Consider the following 13,442-nt stretch of genomic DNA (forward strand, 5'->3'; position numbering starts at 1 on the left):
ATTTCCTATTTTTTTCGTTCGTATTTACAGAAGGTGAACTCCAGGTCGAAATAGGTCTTCTCGTCGCTCTCACCGGTCAGCTCCCACTCCGGATCCTCCTCCAGGTTCGGGAACCAGGCGTCAGCCATGTATTCATGATCGATGTGGGTCACATGGGCCACATCGCAGTAGGGAAGGAACTGCCTGTAAATGGTATCACCGCCGATGACATATACATCCTCCGGCGGGTACTCGCTGATAAGCTCCAGCGCCTCTTCTACCGTGTGAACCACCTCTGCGCCCTTCACTTTGTATTCCGGATTCCGGGTCAGCACGATGTTTGTGCGGTTCTTTAAGGGAAGACCGTTCGGGAAGGTCTCCAGGGTCTTGCGGCCCATGACAACCACTTTTCCGGTGGTGGTGGTGCGGAAGAACTTCATGTCCTCCGGGATGCTGACCAGCAGCTTGTTCTGGTAGCCGATGGCCCAGTTTTTATCTACGGCAACGATTAAATTCATAAATCAACGTCTCCTTTTACATATTTTTACATAAAATACTCTCTTGTACACAACAGTCGCAGGTATTTTTTTAGAAAATTCCTTACACTGCGATCGGAATATCCTTAATCTGCGGCTCTGTCTCATACCCTTCCACATGCAGATCATCCGTGGTAAACGCGTAGAAATCCTTCACCTCCGGGTTCAGCCATACCTTCGGCGCCGGATGCTCCGGTCTTGTGATTAGCTCCTTAATGATATCCACATGGCGGTCATAGATATGCGCGTCCGCAATCACATGCAGCAGCTCGCCCGGCACCATGTCGCAGACCTGCGCCACCATCATCAGCAGAATGGCGTACTGGCACACATTCCAGTTATTGGCCGCCAGCACGTCCTGGGAGCGCTGGTTCAGCACCATATTGAGTACCAGCTTCTCCTCGCCCGGCCGCTTGGTCACATTATAGGTAACGCCGTAAGCGCAGGGGTACAGATGCATCTCACTCAAATCCGAAAATACATAAGTATTCGTCATAATCCGACGGCTGTAGGGATTCTGCTTCAGATCGAAAAGCACCCGATCCATCTGATCCATATCGCCCTCCTTGTAATGACTCTTCACGCCGATCTGGTAACCATAGGCCTTGCCGATGGATCCGGTCTCATCGGCCCACTCGTCCCAGATATGACTGTTCAGGTCGTGGATGTTGTTGGACTTCTTCTGGTAAATCCAGAGGATCTCGTCCATACAGCTTTTAAGCCCCGTCCTTCGAAGCGTCAGCGCCGGAAACCCCTTCGACAAATCATAACGGTTCACCACGCCAAACTTCTTAATCGTATAGGCAGAAGTTCCGTCCTCCCATTTAGGACGCACCTTCTCCCCCTCGGTGCTGGTGCCGTTCTCGATGATGTCCCGGCACATCTCTTTAAATATCTGATCTGCATAACTCATGCGGTATCTTCCTCCCTGTCGCTCTCATCAGGTATTACGCTTTCTGAATCGTAATCCCTTTTCATTGTTTTCTATTATAGGAAATAATCGGCCTGTTTACAAGGGTTTGCACCCTATCGAAAATTTTTTTGATTTTTTTTGAAAAACCTGTTGACAAATGAAACAAAATCCTGTAAGATACAACATGTCGCTGATGAACAGCAGCCGACACAACTGATGCGATAGTGGCGTAGTTGGTAACGCGCGACCTTGCCAAGGTCGAGACCGCGGGTTCGAGCCCCGTCTATCGCTCTCATCAAAAGGAATTCTGAAAAGTCAGAATTCCTTTTTTGATCTGAATCATCAAAATCCATACATAGCCCAAATCTCCCCTGCTCCTGCTCTGCCCTTGAAAAATAAAATAAAATCTCCTATACTAAACTATGTAAGTTTTTAGAAAATTTTTTTACCCTCAAAATACGGATATTAAATTTTACTGATATACAGGAGGACCCTCACCATGATCATTGATTTCCATGCACATATATTTCCCAATACCGTGGCACACCGGGCAGTCTGCAATCTGGAGCAGGTGGGCCGGGTAGTGGCTTATACAGACGGAACACTGGAAGACCTGCGTCATTCCATGAAAGAGGCAGGCGTCACCCATTCCGTGGTGCTCCCCATCGTCACAAAGCCCTCTCAGTTTCGCCATATCAACGAATTCGCCTGCTCCATCACCCACGAAGAGCCGGACGAAGACGGCCTTTCTATCATCAGCTTCGGCGGTATCCACCCGGACTCCCCGGACTATAAAGGCGAGCTCCGTGCTATCCGCGACATGGGTCTCAAGGGCATCAAGCTCCATCCCACCTATCAGAACACCTACATTGATGATATCCGCTATGAGCGCATCATCGGCTACGCCACAGAGCTGGGACTGCTGATCTCCATCCACTGTGGCCGGGATCTGGGTTTCCCGCGCCAGGTAAACGCCACCCCGGCCCGCCTGCACCACATGCTGGAGGATGTCTTCCCGGGCGACAAAGGCGACACCTCCAAACTGATCCTGGCCCACCTGGGCGGACACGATATGGAAAATGAGTCCGAGCAGCTTCTGGTGGGCGGCAGCTACTACATGGATCTGGCTTATATCCTGCGCCTGGCCCTGCCAGAGCAGATTCTGCGCATGAGCCGCCACCATGGCACCGACAAAATCCTCTTTGCCACCGACTCCCCCTGGAGCGGGCAGAAGGAGGATGTGGAGTACATCAAACGGATTGGATTCACAGAGGAAGAGCTGGAGAAAATTCTCTATAAGAATGGGGCAAAGCTACTCGGACTCAAAGAATCTTAATTCGATACACAGAAGCGAGAGAAATCCCCTTTCACCGGGTTTAGCTTGTTTTCCGCCGCTTCCATTTGCGCTGGCAGCGCCTGAAGGAGCCACTGTCTGAGGTCCTTTAGGGCCGAGTTTGGCGGTCAGGCGCGAATAAGCCGCGCGAACGGAAGCAGGAAAACAATGCGTTCCCGGTGAAAGGGGATTTCTCTCGCTTCGTCCGTCTTTATTCACTTTTATAAGCTTCCGTCCTCAATTCATAGGTATTATACGCCCTTATAAGTAGCTTCTCCTCCTCGGCTTCCGTCACAGAGATCATAAAGGTAATATCATCGCCGGTTCCTTCCGGCCACAGATACAGTTCGGACCAGGTGCCCCCTGCGTCCGTACTGTAATCATAATACATGACGCGGCTGTCGGGGTCTTCGGCGTGGAGAGTGATCTGGGCATTCGCCGTGTCCTGGCGGGTCAGTGTGTAGTAAACGTTGACCGGATCGGTGGTGTCGGGACGCACCGGAGAGGATACCGGCTCCGTAGTATCGGCGGCGGGCAGCTCCGGCAGATTTTTCCCCTTCTGCAGGCCAAAGAACGCGGCGATTCCGGCAGCGTCACATTTGCCGAGCTCTGCCAGCTTTTCATCGGTATTCATGCGTGCCCAGTCGTCATCCTGATCCATGTAACCGTGCTCGATGATGATAGCCGGAATCCTAAGCGCCTTGCTTTCCCGGATGATTCCATAGTAATCTGCCCCTTTGCTTCCAAGCCGTGTCTTCACCCCTTTGGATACGAAGCCGTCGCCGACCAGCCGGCTCAGCACCTGATCGCCGACACCCTTTCCCCAAGCGTAGTAGCTTCCGAAAGCTGAGGTGAATACTTCGGATCCGAAGAAATTGTGTTCCTCTGAGGCATTCAGATGCAGACTAATCAGATAGTCCGCGCCTACGGATTTTGCGTAGGCCGCCCGCTGTTTCAGGGTCAGGGCTTTGTCTGTCTCCCGCGTATACAGAACTTCCACATTGCCGTAGGCGGACAGCTCCGCGCCTGCCGCCTGCGCGATTTTCAGCGTCAGATCCTTTTCGAAGGTATCACGGTATTTCGCGCCCAGCTCCTGCTCGTCGGTGATTCCCGGACCGCCGTGACCGGGATCGAGGACGATGCGGATACGGGGAACCCCGGGTTCCGCAGCCAGTTCTTCCGGACTCAAAAGCCCTGTCTCATTTGACTGCGCATCGTCGTCTTCCTTTTCTGTTCCCTCTGTCTCAGCGCTTCCATTTTCTTCCAATTCTTTCTCATCACTTGCGGATGCCGCATCCTCTCCTGCTGCCACAAACACATTTCCCCCGGACGCCAAAAGAGCAGACCCGGCATCACTGCCAGGTCCGCTGATTTCATTGTCTTGCATGGAATATACCAGAAGCAGGGCGATGACTGCCACGCAGAGCACCGCCGCCCCGGTCAGAACATATTGCAGCCGGAGTAACGCCTTTTTCCGTCTTCTTTTACTGTTCTTTTTCATAATATCTTACCGTTTTTGTCTGGTTCCTGTTTTCAGGCCTACCTGTTACTCATTTCGAATCGCCGCCAGCGGACTTAAGCGCATAGCCCGAAGTGCCGGGAACAATCCTGCCAGCATACCGATCACCACCGCAAAAACAAGCGCCAGCAGGGTCAGGTATGGAGGAATATAGGAGATGTTGGAATAATAGCTCTCCCTCACCACAAAATTAATGACCGCCGAAATGATATAGCTGAGCATGATTCCCACTACTCCGCCGATCAGGCCGATGAAGCCGGCCTCTGCCAGAAACATATTCCGGATAGCCGCCATATCGCAGCCCAGCACCTTCATAACGCCGATTTCCTTGGTACGCTCATAGATGGACATCATCATAGTGTTCGCGATACCGATCGCCGCCACGAACAGGGATACGGCGCCGATACCGCCCAGGGTCGCCTGAATGGAACGGGAGCTCTGCTGTACCTGCTCCATCCATTCCGCATTGCTGTTTGCCTGCAGTCCCAGATTCTGTATCTCCTGCTGCACAGCCTTGACATTCTTCATATCGTCCACACGGATATAGGCAGAATCGTAATAGAGCTCCTTATAGGGCTTGCCGGACTTGGTGGTGGGCTGGCCCGGAATGACCTTTCCCTTATAAATCTTTTTCAGCTGCATTTTCAGCGCTTCCACATCACAGAGTACGCTGTTGGAATTCTCCGTATAGTCATTTTCCGTACCCGCCATCACGCCGCAGGCCGGAATCAGATACTTCTTCGGCGCTGCCACCGGAGCTCCGTTCTCGTCCGTACCGCCATTCTTGCTATTCCAATAAGCGTCTGTATCGAAAATGATAAACAGCGGATCCTTCATATAATCAATGTCTGCCAGCTGGCCCGTATCCCAGTAATACTGATTCGTCTTTGCGTCATAGAAGTCTGTAATTACCGTATTGCCGTATAAGAATTTCAGCTCAGAATCCGACAACGGGAGCTCGCTTCCATCCGTCAAATCCAGATTCAGTTTTTGCAGAGCTTCTTTGCTCATACCCTGAATATTAATGTAAGCTTCCCATTTTCCATACTTGGCAATGGCCGATGTGGAAAGCACCGGGGATGCTATCTCCACGTGTTCCAGCTGGGACAGGGTCGTAATCATCGCGTCGTTGATGCGAATGGGTTCATTACTGCCGGAGCCCGAAGCTCCCCCTTCCATCGACGACGCCACCATGCCGCTGTCGCTGTAATACATTCCGCCGCCGTTTTCATTGGGGTATACCGTAATCGTGGTCAGGCCTCCGTACTGCTCGATCTGTTCCATATTGGACTTACTGAGTCCCAGTCCCAAAGAGATCATAACCATAATCGAAGCCGTTCCCACAACTACACCCAGCACCGTCAGAACTGTTCTGAGCTTCCGCCTCCAAAGGCTGCTCAGACTCATTTTGAGCAAATCGCTAAAACTCATGGATTACTCCTTTTCTGTATCGTCTGCGTCGTCAGTGCCTTCTGTGTCCTCGCCCAGATCCACTTCCTCCAGGCCGTCCAGGTCCTCTGCGTCCAGAAGAGCTGCCGCTTTCTTTGCCTTTTTCTTACGAATGACGATAACTGCCACAACGGCCGCAAGTATAAGCACCAGCGGAACCAGGACATACCAGATCTTAAAACCGCCCTGGGACTGGCTGCCGTCGTCCATCATTCCATCGTCCACCATTCCATCATCATTATTCATCATTTCCGTCACATAGAGCTCCATCTCTTTCTCGACGGTTGTTTTTTCTCCGGACTCGTCCTCAAAGGTAATGAGAATTTTCACCTTGCCATCGTCTGTGGTGGCTGCCGCGCCGCTCAGATACGCGTCCACGGAACCGGTTGCGCCCGGATCGACATTGCCCAGATAGGTATCGCCGCCGGTGACGGAATCTGCCTGGAATTTTACAGAAGCATTGTAAAGCTTGGTTTTGCCGATATTATAGAGGCTGAAGGATACGTTGGCCTCTCCGCCCACCTCGATGGACTGGGGCGTCACCTCAATGCTGCTGGTGTCAATCCGTGCCTCCTGGCGCACCGGAATGGATACGCTGGCAGTATTCTCATAAGCATTGACGCTCTCGTCCTCATAATTCATCTTTACATTGATGACGTAAGGCTTCTGAGCCAGGTCGGAACGGGCCTCCAGCTCAATGCTGATGTCCTTGTTTGCGCCTGCCGCAATCTTGTCCACGAACACGGTGCTGGATCCTGCGGTGGGCAGGAAGGAAGCCGCCACATAGGTAGTATCGGTGCTCTCGCTGGCTGCCTGGATATCAAATACCATATTCTTTACCGCGGTAGCCTTGGAGGTGTTCTGCATATGCAGAGTCAGCGTGAAGGTGTCACCTGCGTGTACGGTCTCCGGATTGGTGGAAAATCCGGTTACAATAACACGGGGCGTAGAGGACTTGCCGTCCGCTGAGATTCCTGTGGTTCCCACTACTTTCACATAAGAAGTCAGAGTTACGTTACTCAGGCTCTTATCATCATTTTCAAAGGTTACGTTAAAGGAAATGGGCATATAGCCGCTGGGGGCGTCCTTTCTGGTCCGCAGGGTCCAGGTCAGCTCCCGGCGTCTGTCCATGTCGGAACCACCGTCATCGGTTCCCGGCAGACGGTCGATGGTCTGACTGTAATTGGAGGTCTCGATCTCAAAGGGCCATTTGGCTGCATCCTCACTGATGACCGGGGTCACTACCACATTTTTGACACGGGTACGTCCCATATTGACTACCGGAAGCACCACGTTTACCTGCTGGCCTGCATTGGCCACCGGAGTCACCCAGTTGCCACCTACCATGATATTGTTGTTGGTTGTGGTGGGGGTGGTGTCGGGGGTATCGTTACCTGCATTACTGCCCGCATCCTGCGAGGGCACAAAGGTGTCAAGCTTTGCAGTCGCCTTGGTCAGATATGCCGTCACCTGTTCACTGGTACGCATATTCTCGATGACTGTCCTAGCGTCATTTTTTGCTTTTTCGAAATCACTCTTTTTATCATCCGGAACAGATGTTTTCAGGGTGTCATAATAGTCTTCCAGCTGATCCAGGGCATTTTTCTTGGCATCTGCCAGATTTTCCGTGGCTGTTTTTCCATTTCCTGATTCTGCACCTGTTCCCGAGCCGGACTGTCCTCCCGCTGTCTGCACCGCCGGAGTCCCTTCTGTCGCCTGCGCTACCATGGGCTGCGCCATTCCCGCTGCCGGAACTGCCAGCGCGCCGCACATCATCAGCACCAGTACTTTTTTCATCCACTTATTCTTCATTTTCCTTATTCCCCCTCTATCTGCTCTGATTTATTTCGGTTGTCTTCTATCTTCACAATCTTACCATCAATAATATGAAAAATCCGATCCGCGAAGCTGGCCAGATGGTTGTCATGGGTTACCATGACCAAGGTCTGATTCCGCTCCCGAACTACCTTCTGCATCAACCGCATAACCTCTGCCGAAGTGTTCGAGTCCAGATTTCCCGTAGGCTCATCCGCAAAGATAATCTCCGGATCCAGTACCAGCGCCCTGGCCACGCCCACACGCTGCTGCTGACCGCCCGACATCTCGTTGGGACGATGATCCTTGTGCTTGGACAGTCCTACCAGATCCAGCATTTTATCTGCCTTCGCCATCCGTTCCTTCTTCGGAATCCCACGGAACATCAACGGCAGCGCCACATTTTCCACCGCGTCCATGGTTCCCAGCAGATTAAAGGACTGAAAAATAAAGCCCACATGCTCCCGCCGGAACTTTACCAGCTGGTTCTCATTCATTTTCTCCAGATGCTGTCCTGCTATGACAATCTCGCCCTTGGTGGGCTTCTCCAGTCCTGCCAGCATGTTCAGCATCGTCGATTTACCGGAACCGGAGGTTCCCACGATAGAACAGAACTCCCCGCGGTAAATCGTCAAATCCACACCGTTCAGCGCCCGTACCTTGTTCTCGCCGACCCGGTAGATCTTGTACAGATTCTTTACCTGAATCACAGGTTCTCTTTTCTGCGCCATGCTCTCTCTCCTGTGCGCGCAGCCCGGCTATTTTCCCGCCGGCTGCCATATCTAGTGTTATATATGTTCAGTATAGCACAGAGATATACGAAAAACTATTTAATTAATTCTTAATTTGCCTAAATCCGGGCCGTCAAAAACCCCCGAAAACCGCTGTCCGGTTCCGGGGGCACACACTATTTTCTATTCTTTTTACATATCCAGCGGATACTTGTCTGTCAGGCTCTTTACCAGCGCTTTCGCCTTCTCAGTGGCGCTCTCGCCCTCCTTGATCATCAGGGCTGCCGCCTCCGCGATGGTCTCCATATCCTCTTCTTTCAGTCCTCTTGCCGTAACCGCCGGAGTTCCGATGCGGACGCCGCTGGTGACGAAGGCCGATTTCGGGTCGTTGGGAATGGTGTTTTTGTTTGCGGTGATATTGGCCGCGTCCAGCAGATGCTCCACCTCTTTACCGGTCAGGTCAAAGGGCGTCAGGTCTATCAGCATCAGGTGATTGTCGGTACCGCCGGACACGATCTTGATGCCGCGGTCCATCAGTCCCTTGCAGAGCGCCTGGGCGTTCTTTACAATCTGCTTCTGGTATTCCTTGTATTCCGGCTGCAGCGCCTCCTGGAAGCAGACTGCCTTGGCCGCAATCACATGCATCAGCGGACCGCCCTGGGTGCCCGGGAAGACAGCCTTGTTGAAGTTGAACTGCTTCGCGGTCGCCGCGTCGGAGAGAATCATGCCGCCTCTGGGTCCTCTGAGGGTCTTGTGGGTGGTGGTCGTCGTCACATGGGCGTAAGGAATCGGGCTCGGATGCACGCCTGCCGCCACCAGTCCGGCGATGTGCGCCATATCCACCATCAGGTAAGCACCCACCTCGTCGGCAATCTCACGGAACCGCTTGAAATCAATGGTTCTGGCGTAAGCGCTGGCTCCGGCGATAATCATCTTCGGCTTGCACTCCTTCGCGATACGCAAGATTTCATCGTAATCCAGCACACCATCGTCGTTGACTCCGTACGGAACCACGTTAAAATAGGTTCCGGAGAAGTTCGCGGGGCTTCCGTGTGTCAGGTGTCCGCCATGGGCCAGATTCTGTCCCATGATGGTATCGCCCGGCTTCAGCATGGCGAACTGTACTGCCATATTGGCCTGCGCGCCGGAATGGGGCTGTACGTTCACATACTCGCAGCCGAAGAGCTTCTTCGCCCGCTCACGTGCCAGCTCCTCCACCTCGTCCACGCATTCGCAGCCGCCGTAATAACGTTTTCCCGGATATCCTTCTGCATATTTATTGGTCAGGGGGCTTCCCATGGCGGCCATGACCGCTTTGGATACCCAGTTTTCCGATGCAATCAGCTCAATATGGCTGTTCTGACGGGCCATCTCTGCCTCGATGGCTGCCGCTACTTCCTTGTCCACTGCCTTCACTTCATCCAATGAATACATTGTAAGATCCTCCTCGTTTTACGGCGCTTCGACTGTGAGTGTCTTTCTCTGGCGCACATTTGTCTTTTTTGTTTGCTTTATTATATGAAAGCAGACCGAAAAAAGCAAGTATTTTTTTGCAAAATATTATAGTTCGTATATTTGTAAACCCAGATTCTGAAGTCAGATAACTTTATGTCTATCTTTGTCGTTTCTTGTCGGATTTCTGCTTTCTCATCGAACTTTCTGTCCTTATTCGTCATCATTTTCTGAAATAAATATCTCGCGTAAACTGTTTGTTCTATTTTTCTATGAGGGGAGTTTTATCAATGAAACAAACAATCCAGATTCTGCTGAACTCGGCCGGTGTGTTTAGCCACTACTGCGGATACCGTTATTTTATCCGCGCTGTGGAACTTGCTGTTCAGGATCCCACCCGTCTCCAGTATATTCAGAAGGCTATCTATGTCACCGTAGCCTTTGAATATGCCACCACTGTAACCAGTGTGGAGCGGGACATTCGAACCATCCGCGATGTGATGATGAGGAATGGCGGCCATCAGCTTCTCGTCCGAATGACCGGCAGTCCGGTCTGGTCCGACAGAACGCCCTATCCGAAGGATCTGATTGCCATCTTCTGCGAGTACCTGCTTCACAGGAAAGAAACACTCCCGATGGCACAGTAGCTATACCGGGAAGAGCAGAAAAAGCCCGGCAGCCTTTCAGGCCGCCGGGCTCTTTCTATGTTTTTACAAAATCACTGTGCCAAGGATTCTGACGTCTCTGTCTGCCGCCAGCGCACGCTCCTTTTTTATCATTTTACTGTAGGATACTCCCTGTTTCTCCACAAACAGGATTCCCTCGTATTCATTCAGTTCCTCCAGCGCAGCTGCCTGGAAAACGATGCGCTCATAGGATGAAAGGGTAAGATCGCCCAGCTCCCGGACAAGCTCTGCCCGAAAGGCTTCCGCTTCTTCCTTCGCAATGGTTCCCGCAAGCATGATTTTCTTCACACCCGTATCTCTGGCTGCCGCCTTCAGATTGGACGCCACAATCTTTACCTGCTCCTCGTAGGTAATATCCGCATACGCGCCTTCCTGTAAATGTACCAGCCAGCTGTCGATAAAGCTGAACAGACGCTTTTTGCCATTCTTTTTGGTAACCTGACCCAGAAGCGGCATATCAAATTCTTCCCGGAAGTCGTCAATTCCTTCCAGTTTTCCGCTCATCAGATACAGAACCACCAGGACAAAGGCTGCCAGGAACGCTCCCAGTACCAGACCCACAACAGCGTACTTGACTGCTCCGCTGACCGGATTGTCATAGACTACTTCTTCGCCTACCACAATGGTTTCGCCCTCGTCATTTTTCACATTTTTCAAATCGGTCTGCATAGACTTAAACTGCGAATACAGCGTGCTGTATGTATTCAGAATACCGGTCTGATAATCCTGTACACTCTGATTTACACATTCCGTCCGGGAAGAAGAAAGCAGCTCCAGAGAATGGGCTCCCATCTTTCCCTGCACCTCCCGGGCATATGCGCGAAACGCCGCTTCCGCAGCTTCTGTATAGGCCTCACATCTTTCCGCTGTGTCTGCCCCAATCTGAACCCGGAAAATTGTCGACTCATTCTGCGTGTCGCCTGTCACATATACTACAGACGTCTTATCGGAAGCAGTCTGCATCGTATTGAACGACTCCACGTTAAAGCTGATCAGATACTGCAGCTCTGATTTTTCAATACTGTCGTCTGCCTGAAGCAGCGCGTCAGCCAGTCTTCCATCCTCTGTGAAGGTCTTATAGACCGCCAGCAGATTCACGCGCTCAGACTCGCTCATTCCATCGGTATTGATATAGTAGCTTAAAATTCCCGTATTCAGATGATAAGCGTCCAGCCCCATCACAACAGAACTGTCAATGTATTCCTTCATGGTTTCCAGCGTCTGCTGCGTATTGTCTACAGCCAACTGGCCATATTCCACATTGGGATTGGTAATGACGCCTTTTTCCTGGGTTTCTTCCTTTTTATCATCTCCCAGCGCCTCTGCTTCTTTCTTCAGTGCGTTCCCCTTCACGGTAGCCTGGTACTTATAACCGCCGGCCAGCACTGCCAGAATCAGCATGGAAGCTACGATCCAACGCCATTTTTTCAGGCAGTAAAACATAAGGTCCATCAGGCTGATTTCTTTTTCGTAAGTCTCCTGATACTCGTTCATATCTGTTTCTTCCTCCTGTTTCTATTTTTACTTTCTGTTCTTTTTTCACATAGATAATTTATTATATAACATCTCTCTCCAAATAGCAATTCCTGATTTTTTGTCTGTTTTTTCCTTTTCCAATCGTATTTTTTAATATTTACTCATAACTGTTCCGTATCAGAATCGTTACATTTACTCTTACAAAGGAGGAATTTTCGTGAGACAATCTGCATTATACTCTCTGCTTCAGCTGGCAGGCCTCCGCGCGCAGTATCTTGGATACGCTTATTTCGCTGACGCAGTTCTTCTGGCTTCAGAGGATCTGACGCGACTTCAAAATCTCCGCCGTGATATTTATCTCCCTGTGGCGGCAAAATATCATGTCAGTTGCCCCAGCGTCGAGCGGGATATCCGCACGGCCAGGGACGTGATTTTCCGTCATCAGAATTTTGAAGTGTTCCGGACCCTCGGCGTCTATCCGCTCTGGAAAAATGCACAGCCCTATCCCCGCGAATGCATTGCCGCCTTTGCCGACTATCTCGCCCGGCTTTCTTGACAGGCTGCGGGAGAAAAAGTTATACTATTACTTAACTACTATTGTAAGGAGACTTTTTCATGCCGCAGAACCGCTTCCGTTCCCTGAACACTGCCCTTCAGGAGCGCTTTGGAGAGAAAATCTATAAGCTGTCCCTGAACGGCGGCTGTACCTGTCCCAACCGGGACGGGACCCTGGGAACCAGAGGCTGCATCTTCTGCAGCGCCGGTGGTTCCGGGGATTTTGCTTCCAGCCCTGCCCTTTCGATAACGGAGCAGATCGAGGACGCGAAAAAGCGCCTGGCCGGGAAACGCCCGGTACAGCGCTACATTGCCTATTTTCAGGCTTACACCAACACCTACGCTCCCATAGAACATCTGCGGATGATTTTCACAGAGGCCATCACCCACCCGGATGTGGCTGTACTCTCTGTCGCCACCCGCCCGGACTGTCTGGGACCGGACGTGCTGGAACTGCTCTATGAGCTGAATCAGATAAAACCGGTCTGGGTGGAGCTTGGACTGCAGACTATTCACGAGGAGACCGCATCCCTTATCCGGCGCGGTTACCCGCTTCCTGTCTTTGACGAAGCCATGGATCATCTGAAGGCCATCGGCGTCGAAACCGTCGTACACGCCATCCTGGGACTGCCCGGCGAGACGCCGGACATGATTCTGGATACGGTGCGTTATATCAATACATCCGGCGCAGACGGAATTAAACTGCAGCTTCTTCACATTCTAAAGGACACGGATCTGGCCGCTTATTATAAGGATGCCGGCTTTCACGTACTGACCCTGGATGAATATGTGGATCTGGTCATCCGCTGCCTGGAGATCTCCCGCCCGGATCTGGTGATTCACCGTCTGACCGGCGACGGACCGAAGGATTTGCTTATCGCGCCCCTCTGGAGTCAGGCCAAGCGGCAGGTGCTGAATACGATTCACAGGGAGCTCAAAAACCGGGATACTTATCAGGGACGGCTTTATACACCCTGACATTTCAAAAGAAAGGACGG

The 13,442-nt window shown here is 51.7% G+C and carries 12 protein-coding genes and 1 tRNA gene; 5 read left to right on the top strand and 8 right to left on the bottom strand.

Going from position 1 to position 13,442, the window contains the following annotated elements:
- Positions 1–5: 5 nt before the first annotated feature.
- Entirely contained in the window at positions 6–497 is a 492-nt protein-coding gene (locus WMO29_RS02820; RefSeq protein WP_178038854.1) for a dihydrofolate reductase, read from the bottom strand.
- Positions 498–579: 82 nt separating this feature from the next.
- Complete coding sequence (thyA, locus tag WMO29_RS02825; RefSeq protein WP_349163675.1) at positions 580–1,428, bottom strand: thymidylate synthase; 849 nt, start codon at positions 1,426–1,428, stop codon at positions 580–582.
- Between the two features lie 218 nt (positions 1,429–1,646).
- On the opposite strand from thyA, the gene WMO29_RS02830 reads away from it, so the two are divergent.
- Positions 1,647–1,719 (top strand) — tRNA-Gly (locus WMO29_RS02830).
- A gap of 208 nt (positions 1,720–1,927) precedes the next feature.
- Complete coding sequence (locus WMO29_RS02835; RefSeq protein ID WP_349163676.1) at positions 1,928–2,764, top strand: amidohydrolase family protein; 837 nt, start codon at positions 1,928–1,930, stop codon at positions 2,762–2,764.
- Between the two features lie 208 nt (positions 2,765–2,972).
- Here the strand turns inward: WMO29_RS02835 and WMO29_RS02840 are convergent, their stop codons facing one another.
- The 5 genes from WMO29_RS02840 to glyA all read right to left on the bottom strand — a co-directional run bounded on the left by WMO29_RS02840 (position 2,973) and on the right by glyA (position 9,709).
- Positions 2,973–4,262: an N-acetylmuramoyl-L-alanine amidase family protein gene (locus WMO29_RS02840; protein WP_349163677.1), complete on the bottom strand. Its 1,290-nt coding sequence runs from the start codon at positions 4,260–4,262 to the stop codon at positions 2,973–2,975.
- Positions 4,263–4,307: 45 nt separating this feature from the next.
- The gene (locus WMO29_RS02845) at positions 4,308–5,711 is read right to left on the bottom strand and encodes an ABC transporter permease (RefSeq protein ID WP_349163678.1); all 1,404 of its coding nucleotides are present in this window, start codon (positions 5,709–5,711) and stop codon (positions 4,308–4,310) included.
- Between the two features lie 3 nt (positions 5,712–5,714).
- Entirely contained in the window at positions 5,715–7,541 is a 1,827-nt protein-coding gene (locus tag WMO29_RS02850) for a COG1361 S-layer family protein (RefSeq protein ID WP_349163679.1), read from the bottom strand.
- 5 nt (positions 7,542–7,546) lie between these two features.
- Entirely contained in the window at positions 7,547–8,275 is a 729-nt protein-coding gene (locus tag WMO29_RS02855; protein WP_349163680.1) for an ABC transporter ATP-binding protein, read from the bottom strand.
- A gap of 192 nt (positions 8,276–8,467) precedes the next feature.
- Positions 8,468–9,709 (bottom strand): serine hydroxymethyltransferase, encoded by a 1,242-nt coding sequence (glyA, locus tag WMO29_RS02860; protein ID WP_349163681.1) that lies wholly within the window; start codon positions 9,707–9,709, stop codon positions 8,468–8,470.
- Positions 9,710–10,017: 308 nt separating this feature from the next.
- On the opposite strand from glyA, the gene WMO29_RS02865 reads away from it, so the two are divergent.
- Positions 10,018–10,374 (top strand): sporulation initiation factor Spo0A C-terminal domain-containing protein, encoded by a 357-nt coding sequence (locus WMO29_RS02865; protein ID WP_178038862.1) that lies wholly within the window; start codon positions 10,018–10,020, stop codon positions 10,372–10,374.
- Between the two features lie 63 nt (positions 10,375–10,437).
- On the opposite strand, the gene WMO29_RS02870 is transcribed toward WMO29_RS02865, so the two are convergent.
- On the bottom strand, positions 10,438–11,907 hold the full coding sequence (locus WMO29_RS02870) for a hypothetical protein (RefSeq protein ID WP_349163682.1): 1,470 nt from the start codon (positions 11,905–11,907) through the stop codon (positions 10,438–10,440).
- Between the two features lie 199 nt (positions 11,908–12,106).
- Between WMO29_RS02870 and WMO29_RS02875 the strand changes: the two genes are divergently transcribed.
- Entirely contained in the window at positions 12,107–12,445 is a 339-nt protein-coding gene (locus tag WMO29_RS02875; protein ID WP_349163683.1) for a sporulation initiation factor Spo0A C-terminal domain-containing protein, read from the top strand.
- A gap of 59 nt (positions 12,446–12,504) precedes the next feature.
- Positions 12,505–13,422 carry a tRNA modification radical SAM protein MnmL/YtqA gene (gene mnmL / locus WMO29_RS02880; protein WP_349163684.1) on the top strand — a complete coding sequence of 306 codons (918 nt, stop codon included), beginning with the start codon at positions 12,505–12,507 and terminating at the stop codon, positions 13,420–13,422.
- Positions 13,423–13,442: the final 20 nt, after the last annotated feature.

This window comes from Laedolimicola intestinihominis, from assembly GCF_040096155.1.
Taxonomy (GTDB): domain Bacteria; phylum Bacillota; class Clostridia; order Lachnospirales; family Lachnospiraceae; genus Laedolimicola; species Laedolimicola intestinihominis.